General features: G+C 65.6%; 11 protein-coding genes. 8 read left to right on the forward strand and 3 right to left on the reverse strand.

The window, feature by feature from the left end; translation table 11 throughout:
- Positions 1 to 115 precede the first annotated feature (115 nt).
- Positions 116 to 1,552, forward strand: a complete 1,437-nt coding sequence (locus FAZ69_RS26120; RefSeq protein WP_136897978.1) for an aldehyde dehydrogenase family protein — start codon at positions 116 to 118, stop codon at positions 1,550 to 1,552.
- Positions 1,553 to 1,988: 436 nt separating this feature from the next.
- Entirely contained in the window at positions 1,989 to 3,422 is a 1,434-nt protein-coding gene (locus FAZ69_RS26125) for a DEAD/DEAH box helicase (RefSeq protein ID WP_136897979.1), read from the forward strand.
- A 12-nt stretch (positions 3,423 to 3,434) separates the two neighbouring features.
- Here the strand turns inward: FAZ69_RS26125 and gluQRS are convergent, their stop codons facing one another.
- A complete protein-coding gene (gene gluQRS, locus FAZ69_RS26130; RefSeq protein WP_136897980.1) occupies positions 3,435 to 4,328 on the reverse strand; it encodes a tRNA glutamyl-Q(34) synthetase GluQRS in 894 nt (297 codons plus the stop codon).
- A gap of 82 nt (positions 4,329 to 4,410) precedes the next feature.
- Positions 4,411 to 5,274: a sulfurtransferase gene (locus FAZ69_RS26135; RefSeq protein WP_136897981.1), complete on the reverse strand. Its 864-nt coding sequence runs from the start codon at positions 5,272 to 5,274 to the stop codon at positions 4,411 to 4,413.
- A 228-nt stretch (positions 5,275 to 5,502) separates the two neighbouring features.
- Between FAZ69_RS26135 and dnaE the strand changes: the two genes are divergently transcribed.
- The 6 genes from dnaE to FAZ69_RS26165 all read left to right on the forward strand — a co-directional run bounded on the left by dnaE (position 5,503) and on the right by FAZ69_RS26165 (position 15,500).
- Positions 5,503 to 9,066 (forward strand): DNA polymerase III subunit alpha, encoded by a 3,564-nt coding sequence (gene dnaE, locus FAZ69_RS26140; protein WP_136898020.1) that lies wholly within the window; start codon positions 5,503 to 5,505, stop codon positions 9,064 to 9,066.
- Positions 9,067 to 9,124: 58 nt separating this feature from the next.
- Positions 9,125 to 10,204, forward strand: coding sequence for a glycosyltransferase family 4 protein (locus FAZ69_RS26145; protein WP_136897982.1), 1,080 nt, complete (start codon positions 9,125 to 9,127; stop codon positions 10,202 to 10,204).
- 300 nt (positions 10,205 to 10,504) lie between these two features.
- Complete coding sequence (locus FAZ69_RS26150) at positions 10,505 to 11,635, forward strand: glycosyltransferase family 9 protein (RefSeq protein WP_136897983.1); 1,131 nt, start codon at positions 10,505 to 10,507, stop codon at positions 11,633 to 11,635.
- Positions 11,632 to 12,924, forward strand: coding sequence for an O-antigen ligase family protein (locus FAZ69_RS26155; protein ID WP_136897984.1), 1,293 nt, complete (start codon positions 11,632 to 11,634; stop codon positions 12,922 to 12,924). The genes FAZ69_RS26150 and FAZ69_RS26155 overlap by 4 nt, the downstream gene beginning before the upstream one ends.
- Before the next feature lie 67 nt (positions 12,925 to 12,991).
- Positions 12,992 to 14,254 (forward strand): glycosyltransferase, encoded by a 1,263-nt coding sequence (locus FAZ69_RS26160; protein ID WP_136897985.1) that lies wholly within the window; start codon positions 12,992 to 12,994, stop codon positions 14,252 to 14,254.
- Between the two features lie 67 nt (positions 14,255 to 14,321).
- Positions 14,322 to 15,500, forward strand: coding sequence for a glycosyltransferase family 9 protein (locus tag FAZ69_RS26165; protein ID WP_136898021.1), 1,179 nt, complete (start codon positions 14,322 to 14,324; stop codon positions 15,498 to 15,500).
- Between the two features lie 42 nt (positions 15,501 to 15,542).
- Here the strand turns inward: FAZ69_RS26165 and FAZ69_RS26170 are convergent, their stop codons facing one another.
- Entirely contained in the window at positions 15,543 to 16,349 is an 807-nt protein-coding gene (locus FAZ69_RS26170; protein ID WP_136898022.1) for a glycosyltransferase family 2 protein, read from the reverse strand.
- Positions 16,350 to 16,470: the final 121 nt, after the last annotated feature.

Raw genomic sequence — 16,470 nt, forward strand, 5'->3', positions numbered from 1 at the left:
CCTGATCGACCGCTGTGGGCTTGGATTAAGCGCTGAAGCGCTAACTCCAAGCAACCACAGCATGGGACCAGAGTAAGCGCTGAAGCGCTAACTCTGGTCGACAGGAGAACGTGTCATGTTGCAGAAGACCTACCCGTACTACCTCGCGAACCGGCCCGTCGCGGCCAATACGGATCTCGAGGTCACCGACAAATTCAGCGGCGAAGTCGCCACGCGTGTCGCGATGGCCGACGCCCGTGCGATCGACGAGGCGATCGGCCACGCCGTGAGCGCGCAGCACGCGCTGCGCGAATTCCCGCCGTTCGCGCGCCAGGCGGTGCTCGAGCATTGCGTGAAGCGTTTTCGCGAGCGCTTCGACGAGCTCGCGATGGCGCTGTGCATCGAGGCCGGAAAGCCGATCAACGATTCGAAGGGCGAGGTGACGCGCCTGATCGATACATTCAAGGTCGCGGCCGAGGAGGCGGTGCGCATCGACGGCGAGATCCTGAATCTCGAGATTTCGCCGCGCGCCCGCGGCTATCACGGCTACGCGAAGCGCGTGCCGATCGGGCCGTGCTCGTTCATCTCGCCGTTCAACTTCCCGCTGAACCTGACGGCGCACAAGGTGGCGCCTGCCATCGCGGCCGGCTGCCCGTTCGTGCTGAAGCCCGCGAGCCGCACGCCTGTCGGCGCGCTGATCATGGGCGAGATTCTTGCCGAGACCGATCTGCCGGAAGGCGCGTTCTCGATCCTCCCCGCGCATCGCGACGGCGCAGACCTCTTCACGACCGACGAGCGTTTCAAGCTGCTGTCGTTCACCGGGTCGCCGGCGGTCGGCTGGGAGCTCAAGAAGAAGGCCGGCAAGAAGAAGGTGATCCTGGAGCTCGGCGGCAACGCGGCGGCGATCGTCGACGCCGACCAGCACGAGCGGCTCGACTACGTCGTCGAGCGGCTCGCGTTCGGCGCGTACTACCAGTCCGGGCAAAGCTGCATCGGCGTGCAGCGGATTCTCGCGCACGTCGACATCTACGACGCGCTGCGCGAAAAGCTGATCGCCAAGACCCGGTCGCTCAAGATGGGTGACCCGAAAGACCCGCAGACCTTCGTGGGGCCGATGATCTCCGAATCCGAGTCGAATCGGCTCGCGGGGTGGATGGAGCAGGCGGTGCTGGCGGGCGCGAAGATCGTCGCGGGCGGCAAGGTGGACGGCGCGATGTTCGAGGCGACGCTGCTCGAAGGCGTGCATCGCGACCAGGACCTGTATCGCAAGGAGGCGTTCGGGCCGGTCGCCATGCTCGAGAAGTTCAGCGATTTCGATCAGGCGCTGATGACCGTCAACGATAGCGACTTCGGTTTGCAGGCCGGCGTGTTCACCGATTCGCTCGCGCACGCGCACCGGGCCTGGGACGTGCTCGAGGTGGGCGGCGTGGTGATCAACGACGTGCCGTCGTTCCGCGTCGACAACATGCCGTACGGCGGCGTCAAGGACTCGGGCCTCGGGCGCGAGGGCATCCGCTACGCGATCGAAGACATGACCGAACTGCGGCTGATGGTGATGCGCGAGCTGCGCTGAGGCGTTGGGCTGTCACCGGCGTGTTGTTGCAAGACGCGGCGTCGAGGCATTGTCACGCATCTGCCGTCTGCCGCGTCTACGCTGACGGGCGTTTGTGCCGCACGAGTCAGGGTCAGCGGGCGCGGGCGGCTCGGTGCTACAATACCGGCCTTTCCCGGCAGGGATTCCGCCGCGCGCCCGAGCGCTGCTGGAATCCGCAGTGCCCGTGCGTCGAGCGCGCGACGTGCCCGAAGTTTTTTGATGTTTGCTCGGTCAGCCGTGGCTCCGCCTTCATATCGATGCCTTGGAGTGCCCCCAGGCCTGTCGCTGCGCGACAGGCCCCCCGAGGAGGCAGGAAAACTTGGGGCGGCCCAGCGTTTTCCTGGGCGGCTGTTGCCGCTGCCGTCCGCGCTTCACCGACACGACGCCACACGGCGCATTTTTAGCGAAAGCCACCATGTCCGATCCAGCTGTCACGCCTGTTCAACCGACCTTCGATCAGTTCGGCCTCGCCGCCGAGATCCTGAAAGCCATCGCGGAGCAGGGTTACACCACGCCAACGCCGATCCAGGCGCAGGCGATCCCGGTCGTGCTGTCCGGCCGCGACGTGATGGGTGCCGCGCAGACCGGCACCGGCAAGACGGCGAGCTTCTCGCTGCCGATCATCCAGCGCCTGCTGCCGCAGGCGAGCACGAGCGCGTCGCCGGCGCGCCATCCGGTCCGTGCGCTGATCCTCACGCCGACTCGCGAGCTCGCCGACCAGGTCGCCGCGAACGTGCAGTCGTACGCGAAGCACACGCCGCTTCGAAGCGCCGTGGTATTTGGCGGCGTCGACATGAATCCGCAATCGGCGGAGCTGCGGCGCGGTGTCGAGATTCTGATCGCGACGCCGGGGCGGCTTCTCGACCACGTCCAGCAGAAGACCGCGAATCTCGGCCAGGTGCAGATCCTCGTGCTCGACGAAGCCGACCGCATGCTCGACATGGGCTTCCTGCCCGACCTGCAGCGCATCCTGAACCTGCTGCCGAAGGAGCGCCAGACGCTGCTCTTTTCCGCGACGTTCTCCGGCGAAATCAAGAAGCTCGCCTCGACCTATCTGCGCAACCCGCAGACGATCGAAGTCGCGCGCAGCAACTCGACGGCCGCCAACGTGACGCAGATCGTCTACGAGGTGGCCGAGGGCGACAAGCAGGGCGCCGTGGTGAAGCTGATCCGAGAGCGCGGCCTGAAGCAGGTGATCGTGTTCTGCAACAGCAAGATCGGCGCGGGGCGCCTTGCGCGCCAACTGGAGCGCGACGGCGTGGTGGCGTCGGCGATCCACGGCGACAAGTCGCAGCTCGAGCGGATGCAGGCGCTCGACGCGTTCAAGCGCGGCGAGATCGAGGCACTCGTGGCGACCGACGTCGCGGCGCGCGGGCTCGACATCGTCGAGCTGCCGGCCGTCATCAACTTCGACCTGCCGTTCAACGCCGAGGACTATGTGCACCGGATCGGCCGCACGGGCCGGGCGGGGGCGTCGGGCGACGCGCTGTCGTTGTGCAGCCCGAACGAGCGCAAGCAGCTCGCCGAGATCGAGAAGCTGATCAAGAAGCCGCTCGAGGTCGAGCGGCTCGTCGTCGATGCGCCCGTGCGCCATCAACGCGAGGAGCGTGAGCGTGGCGGTCGCCGCGAGCGCGACGACCGGCGCCGCAGCGGGACGTTCGAGCGCGGCGCGCATCATCGGCATGCGCCGGTCGACGATTTCTTCTTCAAGCCCTACGAGCCGTCGCCTGCAGCGATCAAGCGCGAAGAGGCGCCAAACCCGGAGCCGGTTGGCAAGCCGGCTTCGAAGCAGCCGCTCGCCGCGTTGCTGGGCGGCTTCGGAATGCCGCGCAAGACGACGTCGTCGTAATCCCGCTCGCTCTTATTGCGCCTGGGCGAAGCGTTTCGCCCAAAGCGCAGTGGCTTCCGCGTAGAACGCGTCTAACGAGCTGCTCGCCGCCGAGCCGAGTTCCATGCCGAGATGGCGCGCCGCAGGGGCCAGTGCCGCAAGCGGGTCGCGCATGTCCAGCGCAGCCGCGCCCGTCTGCTTGCTGAGCTTTTCCCCATCTGCGTTGACGACGACCGGCACGTGCAGGTATGCGGGCGTCGGCACGCCCAGTGAGCGCTGCAGGTAGATCTGGCGTGCGGTCGAATCCAGCAGGTCCGCGCCGCGCACGACGTGCGTGATGCGCGTCTCGGCATCGTCGACGACGACCGCCAGCTGATAAGCCCACTGCCCATCCGCGCGCTTCAAGACGAAATCACCGACTTCGGTGGCGAGGTTCTGCGTTTGCGCATGCTGCCAACGATCGTTGAAAGTGATGACCGCCGCGTCGCCATCGGGCACGCGCAAACGCCACGCGCGCGCGGGTTTGCCGTGCAAGCCGTCGCGGCAGGTGCCTGGGTAGGCGAGCGTGGTGTTGCGCAGGCGCGCGTTGAGCAGCGAGTCGGCGATTTCCTTGCGCGTGCAGCCGCATGGGTACACGAGGCCTGCCTCATCGAGCGTATCGAGGGCCTGCTGATAGAGCGCGGTGCGCGTGCTTTGCCAGACCGGCGGCTCGTCGGCGTGCATGCCGAAGCGCGCAAGCGTTGCGAGGATGTCTTCTGCCGCTCCGGGCGCGTTGCGCGGGCCGTCGATATCCTCGATCCGCACGAGCCACGGGCCGCGGTGGGCGCGCGCGTCGAGATAACTCGCGAGCGCGCCGACGAGCGAGCCGAAGTGCAGCGGTCCGGTGGGCGAGGGCGCGAAGCGGCCGCGATATGGCGTGGCGCTCATGATGTGCTGGCGGCGTCACCGCTGCCTGAGGAATCGAGCCGAGGCATCGGGCGGCGCAGGGACTCGTGCATCGGCCCGGATGTCAGGCCGCGTGCGCGGCGTCTCCCCGGGGATGGCAGGCGGGGCACGTCTTGCCCGGTGTATAGAACGGCGACTTCTGATCTTCCTGCGTGACGACGGCGCGGCAGCCGAAGCATTGCGCGGTGGCGGTCGGCTCGAGCTGCGGGTTGAGCGCGGTCCGGTAGTCGAACACGAAGCATTCGCCGTGATAATGCGCACCGCCGACTTCCTCGAAATACTTCAGGATGCCGCCTTCGAGCTGGTAGACGTTCTCGATGCCGGCATCCTTCATGTGAATCGCGGCTTTCTCGCAGCGGATGCCGCCGGTGCAGAACGACACGACGGTCTTGCCCTCGAGGTCCGCGCGATTCTTTTCGATGACTTCCGGAAACTCGCTGAACTTGGTGATGCGGTAGTCAAGCGCATTGTCGAAGGTGCCGACGTCGACTTCGAACGCGTTGCGGGTGTCGAGCATCACGACCGGGCGGCCTGCGTCATCGTGGCCGCGGTCGAGCCAGGCCTTGAGCGTGGGCGCGTCGACGAACGGCGCGCGGCCGAGCTCCGGCTTGATCGCCGGCTTCTTCATCGTGATGATTTCGCGCTTGAGCTTGACGAGCATGCGCCGGAACGGCTGCGTTTCCGACACGCTTTCCTTGAACTGCAGGTCGGCGAACTTGCCTTCGAAGAGCGGATCCTGGCGCAGGTAGTCGACGAATTGCCGCGCGGCTTCGGGCGTGCCCGCGATGAACAGGTTGATGCCTTCCGGGGCGAGCAGGATCGTGCCGCGCAGCCCCAGCGCCACGCACTTTTCGGTGACGAGCGGGCGCCATTCTCCGATGGCGTCGAGCGTGGCGAACTTGTAGGCGGCGAGATTGATGATGCTCATGATGGTCCGGCGGTAAAAGCAAAAAAACAGCTGGGGCGGCGCGGCTCTTGCGCGGGCTTTCGAGCGGGCGGCGCGACAGCGGATGGAGATGGCGAAACCCGTATTATCCCGCAAACGGCTCGCGGCCCCGCAATAGGCCGGACGGCCGATCGCCGCAGGCCCGGCAAGCCTTGTCCGAACGGCCGACGCGCCGTTTTTCGCGCAAACGCGCGAAAGGGCGGATGTACAATAGCGCCCATGTCAGAACCCCGCTTCGTCCATCTCCGCGTCCACTCCGAATTCTCGATCGCCGACGGCATCGTGCGCCTTGACGACATCGTCAAGGCCGCCGCCAACGACGGCCAGGGCGCACTCGCATTGACCGATCTCGGCAACGCCTTCGGTCTCGTCCGTTTCTACAAGGAAGCCCGCGGCAAAGGGATCAAACCCATCGCCGGCTGCGACGTCTGGATCACCAATCCCGACGATCGCGACAAGCCTTCACGCCTGCTCTTGCTCGTCAAGGATCGCCGCGGCTATCTGAACCTCTGCGAGCTGCTGACGAAGGCGTGGCTCACGAACCAGTATCGCGGCCGCGCGGAAATCGAGGCGGAATGGCTCGAATCGGGCCTCGAGCAAGGCCTGATCGCGATATCGGGTGCACAGCAGGGCGATGTCGGCCTCGCGCTCGCCGCCGGTAACGAAGCTTCGGCGAAGCGCTGCGCGCAGCGCTGGGCCGAGCGTTTCCCGGGCGCGTTCTACATCGAGCTGCAGCGCTACGGCCAGCCGGGCGGCGAGGCGTACGTGCAGCAGGCGGTCGCGCTTGCCGCCGCGCTCAAGCTGCCGGTGGTGGCCACGCATCCGCTGCAATTCATGACGTCCGACGACTTCACCGCGCACGAGGCGCGCGTGTGCATTTCGGAAGGCGACATTCTCGCGAACCCGCGGCGCCAGCAGCGTTTCACGACGGAGCAGTATTTCCGCACGCAGGACGACATGGCCGCGCTCTTCGCGGACATTCCCTCCGCGCTCGCGAACACCGTCGAGATCGCGAAGCGCTGCAACCTCACGCTCGAGCTCGGCAAGCCGAAGCTGCCGCTTTTCCCGACGCCCGACGGCATGTCGCTCGACGACTACCTCGTGCAGCTGTCGAAGGAAGGCCTCGAGGCGCGTCTCGAGCAGCTCTACCCGAACCAGGCCGAGCGCGACCAGCAGCGGGACACGTATTACCAGCGGCTCGATTTCGAGTGCGGCACGATCATCAAGATGGGCTTCCCCGGCTACTTCCTGATCGTGGCGGACTTCATCAACTGGGCGAAGAACAACGGCGTGCCGGTCGGCCCGGGCCGGGGCTCGGGCGCTGGCTCGCTCGTTGCCTACGCGCTCGGGATTACCGATCTCGACCCGCTGCGCTACAACCTGCTGTTCGAGCGCTTCCTGAATCCGGAGCGGGTGTCGATGCCCGACTTCGACATCGACTTCTGCCAGCACGGCCGCGACCGCGTGATCCAGTACGTGAAGGAGAAGTACGGCGCCGATGCGGTGTCGCAGATCGCGACGTTCGGCACGATGGCCGCGAAGGCCGCGGTGCGCGATATCGGCCGCGTGCTCGATTTGGGCTATATGTTCACGGACGGCGTCGCCAAGCTGATCCCGTTCAAGCCCGGCAAGCACGTGACGATCGCCGACGCGATGAAGGAAGAGCCGCTCCTGCAGGAGCGCAACGACAACGAAGACGAAGTGCGGCAGCTCCTCGAGCTCGCGCAGCGCGTCGAAGGGCTCACGCGCAACGTCGGCATGCACGCGGGCGGCGTGCTGATCGCGCCGGGCAAGCTCACCGATTTCTGTCCGCTCTACACGCAAGGCGACGACGGCGGCGTCGTGAGCCAGTACGACAAGGACGACGTCGAAGCCGTCGGCCTCGTGAAGTTCGACTTCCTGGGCCTGACCACGCTCACGATCCTCGATTGGGCCGAGCGCTACATCCGCCGGCTCGATCCGTCGAAGGCGGACTGGTCGCTGGCCCAGGTGCCGCTCGACGATCCCGCATCGTTCTCGATCCTGAAGAAAGCGAACACCGTCGCCGTGTTCCAGCTGGAAAGCCGCGGCATGCAGGGCATGCTGAAGGACGCCCAGCCCGACCGCTTCGAGGACATCATCGCGCTCGTGGCGTTGTACCGCCCGGGCCCGATGGACCTGATCCCGAGCTTCTGCGCGCGTAAGCATGGCCGCGAGCAGGTCGAGTATCCAGATGAGCGCGTCAAACCTGTTCTGCAAGAGACCTACGGCATCATGGTCTATCAGGAGCAGGTGATGCAGATGGCGCAGATCATCGGCGGCTACTCGCTCGGCGGCGCGGACTTGCTGCGCCGCGCGATGGGCAAGAAGAAGCCCGAGGAGATGGCCCAGCACCGCGAGATCTTCGCCGAGGGCGCCGCGAAGAATGGCCTCACGCGGGAGAAAGCCGACGAAACCTTCGATTTGATGGAGAAGTTCGCGGGCTACGGCTTCAACAAGTCGCACGCGGCCGCGTATGCGCTGCTGGCGTACCACACTGCGTGGCTGAAGGCGCACCATCCGGCCGAGTTCATGGCAGCCAACATGAGCTTGGCGATGGACGACACCGACAAGGTCAAGATCTTGTTCGAGGATTGCCTCACGAACGGGATGGCCGTGCTGCCACCGGACATCAACTTCTCGGCGTATCGCTTCGAGCCTGTCGCCGAAGCGGACGGCAAGCGCTCGCGCACGATTCGCTACGGGCTCGGCGCCGTGAAGGGCAGCGGCCAGAACGCGATCGAGGAGATCCTGCGCGCGCGCGAGGAAGGGCCGTTCAAGGACCTGTTCGATTTCTGCGGGCGGATTGATCGGCGCGTTGTCAACCGCCGCACGGTCGAAGCACTGATCCGCGCGGGCGCGTTCGATACGCTGCACGAGAACCGCGCGCAACTGATCGCGTCGGTGCCGCTCGCCATGGAGGCGGCCGATCAGGCAAGCGCGAATGCGATGCAGGCGGGCTTGTTCGACATGGGCGATGCGCCGTCGCAAGGGCACGAGCTGGTTGCCGAGCCTGCCTGGCACGAAAAGAAGAAGCTGCAGGAAGAAAAGAGCGCGCTGGGCTTTTATCTGTCCGGCCACTTGTTCGACGCCTACAAGGACGAGGTGCGCCGCTTCGCGCGCCAGAAGCTCGGCGAGCTGAAGGAAGGGCGCGACAAGCTGGTCGCAGGGATCATCTCGTCGCTGCGCACGCAGATGACCCAGCGCGGCAAGATGCTGATCGCGCTGATCGACGACGGCACGGGTCAATGCGAGGTCACGGTCTTCAACGAGCAGTACGAGGCGCACAAGGAGCTGTTCAAGGAAGACGAGTTGCTCGTCGTGCAGGGGCAGGCGCGCAACGACGCATTTACGGGGGGCATCCGCTTTACGGTCGATTCGGTGATGGATCTCCAGCGGGCCCGCAGCCGTTACGCACAGGCGGTCAAGCTGCAGATGAACGGCAATGCGGACGCCCTCGCACTGCGCCGCGTGCTCGAGGCGCATTGCGCGGGGCCGGCGGTGGCCGAGCCGGCGCCGGCATCCGCCCGGCCCGCGGGCCGCGGCCAGGATCGGCGCGGGGGAGCGGGCGGCGATAGCCGGCAGCGCCCACCGGCCAATATTCCGAACGGGCTGGCGGTGCAGATCGTCTACCGTAGCGATCGCGCGGAGGGTGAGGTGCGGCTCGGCGAAGACTGGCGCGTCAAGCCGACCGACGAGCTGCTGGCCGCGTTGCGCGGGGAGTTTGCGGGAAGCGCAATTGAGATCGTCTATTGAAGGTTCCGTTCGTTCTGTCATCCGTCAATGCGCCTGCCCGGGCGCCACGCTTTGAATCATGAAAATCGGACTTTCTGCCAACGCGCTGAAACACGGCGGGGGCCTCGAACGCTACGCGATGGATCTCGCGCGCGGCCTTGCCGCGCAAGGCATCGAACCGGCCTTCTTCGCACGGCGCTTTGATTGGGCTTTGCCGGAAAGCCGTCTCGTCGAAGCGCATCGCATCAACGTGTCGTTTCTACCAGGCAAATTGCGCGATGGCTGGTTTTCGTGGCGCGTGCGGGCTGCGCGGCGAGCGGCACGGGTTGATGTGCTGATCGGCTGCAACCGCGTCGATTCGTCGGAGATAGCGATTTGTGGCGGCACGCATCGCGGCTTCTTGCGCGCAATCGGTCGCGAGCCCACCCGCGCCGATCGCTGGCAGATCGCGCTCGAAAGCCGCCAATACGCGAGTGCGCGCGTGGTTATCGCGCACTCGGACTTGATGCGTGACGAATTGGTCGACCTTTACGGAATCGATGACGCCAAGATCCGAGTGCTCTACCCGCCTGTCGACGGCGAGCGCTTCGTGCCGGCCAAACGGGGCGCGCGGGCAGCGTTGCGCCGCCGCTTCGGCTTTGCCGACGATGAGATCGTGCTGCTGTTTCCGTCGAGCAGCCATGAGCGCAAAGGCTTGCCGTTGATCGAAGCCGCGCTGCGCGATACGTCGCTGCCGGTGGTGGTGGCGGTTGCCGGCCGCGCGCCGGAGCGCACCGGCAGCCGGGTGCGTTACCTGGGTTATGTGAAGGACATCGAGGATTGCTACCGGGCCGCCGACTTTACGATTCTGGCGTCGAAATACGAGCCCTTCGGGTTGGTCGGCATCGAGTCGGTCATGTGTGGCACGCCGGTTATCTTTCCGTCGAACATCGGCTGCTGCGATGCGATCTCCGAGCACGCGAAGTTCGTATTCACACCCGGCGATCTACGCAATCTGCGTCAAGTGCTTGATGCGGCGGTTGCCTCACATGTTCGCCGCATAGCGCATGAGCGTGCTGACATCGCACGCGACGCCGTTCGCTACGAGACAAGCGTGGCCTCTCATGTCGACGCGCTGATGACGCTCGCAACGAGCATCGATGCCGGTAAGCATTTGTAGCGTTAAAACGGCCGGAGCTTGCTCGGTGAACGGGTAGGGGTGCATGGTATACTTTGCGGCTATGTATCCTGACCGGCTGAGCCACTTGGCCGGGCTACTGGCTCGATTCGGCGGTGTCCGCGCGGTGGTCCGCCGGGATTCCGGCACCCGCTTACCTCGGTCGTATTCTGCGGACCGCAGTTTTTCACCACGCCCGGAACGATCAGCAAGAATGACTCCGTTTACAGACGCTGCATGATCACGCATGCCTTGCTTCGGCTACTCGCCAATTTTGCGACAGCTGGCTAAACCCACCAGCCGATGAGCCGATTACCCGGACGTATTCAAATCTTCGCCCGCGCGTTGCCGCGTCTTGCGCTGAAACCCCTGCGGCGCAAGGCGGCACACGCGCCTCGGCGGGTTCTGATCGCACAGCATCTGTTGCTTGGCGATACGCTTCTGCTTACCGCGCTGCTCGCAAAACTGCGTGCACAGTTTCCGCGCGCGCAAATCTCGCTCGCTTGTCCGAAGGCAATCGTGCCGTTGTTCGCGGGGCGTCCGTTTGGCGTCGACGCCTTGCCGTTCGATCCGCGCGATGCGATGTCGGTTAAAAACGTGTTGCATTCGGGGCCTTACGACCTCGGCATCGTCGCGGGCGACAACCGGTACAGCTGGCTCGCGCTAGGTGCGGGCTGCAGATGGATCGTCGCGCACGCTGGCGACACCGCCTGGAAGAACTGGCCGCTCAACGAGCGCGTGCCTTATCCCGACAGGCCGGCCGCGTGGGCTGATATTGCGGCCAGCCTGGTTCCGGGACCGGCGCCGAGCCTTTACCGCCCGGAGGACTGGCCGGAGCCTCCGCAGGCGGAGGGTGCCGAGTTGCCGCTGCCCGCACAGCCTTATATCGTGCTGCATCCCGGGGCGAGCACAGCGGTCAAGCGCTGGCCGGTCGCGCGCTGGCGCGAGCTTGCGCATCATGTCGAAGCGCTCGGCTACCTGCCGGTATGGAGTGGCGGCCCGAGCGAAGTGGAATTGATCCGCGAAATCGACGCCGACCCAAACCATCCGAATTTCGCGGGGCGATTGAATCTGGGCGAGCTGTGGCATCTGTTGGGAGGCGCAAAAGCCGTCGTCTGTCCGGATACGGGCATTGCCCATCTCGCACGCGTGATCGGGGTGCCAGCCGTGACTCTGTTCGGCCCGGGCAACGCGCTAATTCACGGTGCTGGCCGCTATTGGAGCAATGCGCCGTTCGTGCCGGTGACCATCGACGATATGCCCTGCCGCAATCAGCCCGGTATCTTCAAGCGTGAAGTCTCATGGGTGCGCCGCTGCGACCGCAATACCGCGACGTGCGTCGCCTGGCACGGCGACCATGCCGAGTGCATGGGGCGTCTGACGGTGGACTCGGTGTGCGGCGCACTGCAAAACGTACTGGCGGCCGCGCCATGAGCAAGCTATCCGCAAATATTCAGCGTGTCCTTTGGATCGCTTGCCCTGTGCTGCTCTTTGCCGTGTTGCTCGGGCACATGGAAGCGATCGTGAACAGCGGTCTTGCGCTCCTTGGCATCGGCATGCTCGCCGCGGCGTGTTCGAGTGACCGTCCATCGCTGCTGCGCTGGCCGTTGCTGCTGCCGATACTCTTGTGGGCCGCCTGGAGCCTTGGAGCGACGGTGGGGTGGTCCGCCTTTCCGAAGGTTAGCGAGCGCCAATGGTTCGACGAAGTCGTGTACCCGCTGCTCGCGTTCTGGGGATTCTGGCTTTTCGGCTCACGCGTCACGCGGCCCGCGCGCGTCGTGTTGATCAGTTGCTGGTTCGCCTGCGTCTTGATCACGCTGATGAGCGCGATCTACTGGGGCGGGCTTCAGCCGCCGACGCCGGAGACATTCCCGCTGCGCTTCTATGCTCGCGTCGGCCATACCAGTACGCTGGCGATGTTTTCGCTGCCGTTGTTCACGGCTTTCATGTCGAACCCGCGGTGGCGGGCCGTCGGCATGATCGGCGTGGCGATGTGCGTATTCATCGGCTTGGCGACGCTCAATCGTTTCTTCTGGCCGGCGATCGCGATCACGGCGCTGATCGCCGTCGCACCGTTGTGCCGCCGTCATGTGCGGCTGGCGGTCGTAGTCGCTGTCGCGCTGTGCGTGGCCGTGCTGGGCTCCCTCGAGCTGAGCGCCCGCCTGCGCTTAGGGGATCACCTGCCGGCGGTTGCGCGCGATGTTTCGATCGACGGCCACGAAGTCGACGTGCCGAAGACGTTCTCCGCGCTCGGGGATACCTTGTCCTCTGATACTCGACCCAAACTTTGGGCGTTCTACATCGCGCAAGGCATGCATCACCCGTGGACCGGAATCGGCTTCGGCAAACCGTTGCCGGGACTGGTGTATGGCCCGCAGATGCCGCCGGAGCTTCTCTCGCTCGAGCCGCAGGCGCGCACGCACGCGCACAACTTGTTTATCAACACGTGGCTGCAAGCCGGGGTGGTTGGCGTTGCGCTCCAAGCGGCGCTGCTGCTGTGCCTCATCGCACGCTTCTGGCGGTTGCGCCGGGTAGAGCCCTGGGTTGCGGCGGCAGGTATCGCGCTGGTCGTCGGCATGATTGCGAAGAATTCGACCGACGACTTCATGTGGCGCACCACCATGCTCGCGTTCTGGATGTTTGCCGGCTTCCTGCTGGGCGTGGGCGAGCGGATGGCCATGCTCGTCGCGCCTGGGCGGCGGGCTTCGCGCGATAGTGCGTAATCATGCCGCGCAGCGGCTCGGCGGTTGCCGCGGGGGTATCGGATCGGAAAGCATCGAGAGCCAGCACATGACCCATCAAAGCGAGACTCATCGGAAGTCATCTGTCCATTCACGGGAATCCGGGCTGCCGTTGCGCATCCTGTTTCACATCAACGATTTCGGCAAAGGCGGCACCGAGACAGCGTTGCTCGCATGGCTCAACGCGCTCGACCGCCGGCTTTTCGCGCCGAGCCTGTCGGTGACTTATCCGACCGAGGACCTCGCTTTCTGGCGGTCACATTTGTTGCCCAAGGACGTGCCGGTGCACGTGCTGGCGCCGTCGCGATGGATGCACGCGCTGCATCAGGCCGAGCGCCGCGGCAGACTCGGTGGGGTCAAGAAGCTGATGCACAAGGTGTCGACACACGGGGCGATTCGCCCGCTTGTCGCGCGCCGCTTCCTGCGGATCGCCCCTCAGCACGATCTCATTTGCGATTTCGACTTTTCGTTGCGCCGCATTGCCGGGCTTGGCAACGTGCCCTGGATCGGCGTGAGCCATTACAGCGTGTCGGCGCGGCTCGGCGGCAAGCGCGCGGCGCACGTGTCGCGGCGCGTGCGGCAGCTCGAGCGCTACGCGGCGATCGCCGTGCTCACGCCCGACATGCGGCGCGAAGCACGGCAGGTGTTTGCAGCGAGCCGCGTCAATGTCGAGGAGCTGCCCAATGTGGTCGATGTCGACGCCATCCGGCGCCGTGCTGGCGAGGAGATCGAACGGCACGAGAAGCCTTTCATCGTCTCGGTCGCGCGTCTGGACGAGGGGCAGAAGGATCACAAGACGCTGCTGCGCGCTTACGCGCGCGTATGCGCGCGCCGGCCGGCCACCGCTGACCTCGTGCTGATCGGCGATGGGCCGGACCGGCAAAGCCTGGAGACGCTCGCCGGCGAGCTGGGCATCCGCGAATCGGTGCATTTCCTGGGGTTCTGCGCGAATCCTTTTCCGCATATCCGCCAGGCGGAGATGCTGATTTTGAGCAGCCGCTATGAAGGGTTCGGGATGGTTCTTGGCGAAGCCATGGCGCTCGGCACACCGGTGATTTCGGCCGATTGTCCGACCGGTCCCCGCGATCTGCTGGAAGGCGGTCGAGCCGGGCTTCTGGTTGTCCCGGGCGATGCCGATGCCATGGCCGACGCGATCGAGCGGCTTCTGACAGACAGCGAATTACGCAGGCAGCTGACGAGCAATGCATTGGCGAAAGTCGAAACTTTCGCCCCGCCGAGTGCGAATCAGCGCATGATGGAACTGGCTCGGCGCCTTTGTGGCATTGCCGGCGCCGATGCAGCTGGCCGCTGACTTGAATGCCTGACTACTTCGTTACAATCGCGCGTCCCTGTTCTCGTTTCGTATCGTGACTGCTCCCATTACGTTCGCCCGTCCGCCGCGGACCATTCTCGTCGCCTGTACCCGCCGTATCGGCGACGTGCTGCTGACGACGCCCCTCGTGCGTTCGCTCAAGGCGAAATGGCCCGAAGCCCAGATCGACATGATCGTATTTCGCGGTACGGAAGGCGTGCTGGAGCACAACCCGGACATCCGGCGAGTCATCGTTGTCGCACAGCGCGCGCGGCTGCGTGAGCGTTTTGCCGATGCAGCGCGCATCTGGCGCCGCTACGACCTCGCATGTGCTGCGATCAGTTCGGATCGCGCGCGTTTCTATACATGGTTTGCCGGGCGCAAGCGGGTTGGGGTCGTCGACCCCGAGCGCGTGACGCGGCTGGCGCGCTTCATGTTGAGCGGAATCGCGCTCAATCAGCATGCCTATGTGCATACCGTCACGAGTTGCCTGGCGCTGGCGTCGCTCGTCGGCGCCGAGCCCCTTGCAGATGTCGTCGCACCGGGCATCGGAGACGATCCGGCGCGCCGTTCGCAGTTCGATGCGCGCTTCGATGCGCCACCGGCTGTGTTGCCGAGGCAGCCGCTTGCCGTGCTGCATCCGTCGCCGATGTACGCCTACAAGCAATGGACTGTCGCGGGCTGGGCCGAGCTGACGCGCTGGCTGCGTGCTCAGGGCTTTGCGGTGGCGTTGAGCGGCGGTCCGGCCGCTGCGGAGACCGAATACGCACAACGCGTCGTTACGGCAGCGGGCGAGCCAGTGTTGAATCTGGTCGGCCAATTGTCGTTCGGCGAGACCGCGGAGATGATCCGGCGCGCCAAGCTGTTCGTCGGGCCGGATACCGGGGCGACGCACGTCGCCGCCGCCTGCGGCACGCCGACCATCGCGCTGTTCGGGCCGTCGAATCCGGTGCGCTGGGGACCGTGGCCGTCGCACTGGCCGGCGGGCAATGAGCCTTGGCCGCTGCGCGGATCGGGGCGGCGCGGCAATGTGTATCTGCTGCAGGGAGAGGGCGAGTGCGTGCCGTGCAAGCTGGAAGGGTGCGATCGGCATCTCGATAGCTTCAGCGAATGCCTGACGCAACTGGATGCGCGCCGTGTGATCGGCGTCGCTGCCGAGATGCTTGGCTTGCCGCTGGCGGCGGTGTCGGGAAGCGCGCCTATCGGCGTGTCCCTGCTGCCGCGGCGCGCGACGTCTGATTCCTGAGGGGCCCGAGGGCGCGGCCGTTCCGCTTTTTACCGTTTGAGTTCATTGACGATTGTTGCGCTGGCGATTCATCGCGGCGAGCTTCAAGAATCGGTAGTAGACCGTCTCCGCGTTGAAGACGGCGATCATTAATCCCGCCCGGCCATCCAGGAAGCCCCGCCGCAACACGTAGGTGCGGATGAACGCCCACGCGCCTCGTCCGAGCGCTTTGCCGAAGCCGCCGCGCTTGCCGGCCGCGTGACGCTGCTTCGCGCCGGCGCTCGAATACGCGTCGAGCTTGCGCAGCACAGTCTCGAAGTTTTCGTAGGAATAGTGCATCAGCTTGCCGTCGAGGCGCGCCGCGGAGGTGTCGAACACCAGGCGCTCATGGACGAGATCGTCGGAGAAGCGCGCCGCTCCACGCTTGAAGAGACGCGGCACCCAATCGGGGTACCAGCCGCTGTGGCGGACCCATTGTCCGCAGAAACTCGACAGGCGGTCGAGCGCGTAGACGTCGGCCAGCGGCGCGCGTATGGCTTGCCGGATCGATGCCGCGAGCTCGGGCGAAACGACTTCGTCCGTATCGATCGACAGAATCCAGTCGGTCGACAGCGCCGCCACGGCGCGATTCTTTTGCGGGCCGAAGCCGGGCCAATCCGCGACGACGAGCACTCGTGCGCCGTTCGCCTGCGCAATCGCGATGGTGTTGTCGGTGCTGCCGTTGTCGACGACGACCACGTCGTCGGCAAACGAGAGCGCTTCGAGGCACTGGGCGAGACGCGCCGCGGCATTGTGCGCGATGAGGGCGACGCCGAGAGTGGGGGCGGAGGGAGCAGTCGTCGAGGGGGGCACGTCGTGGTGAGGTTGCATCGTCAAAGGATGGCGCGAGTATACCGGGCAGGCGCGTGCGTGCGCGTGCGGTCCGGGGCGAAATGCCGGCCCGCCGGGGCCGGATGGCAGGCGGCTATAATGCTTCGATTTTTCGCATCGA

The organism is Trinickia terrae (assembly GCF_005144415.1).
GTDB lineage: Bacteria > Pseudomonadota > Gammaproteobacteria > Burkholderiales > Burkholderiaceae > Trinickia_A > Trinickia_A terrae.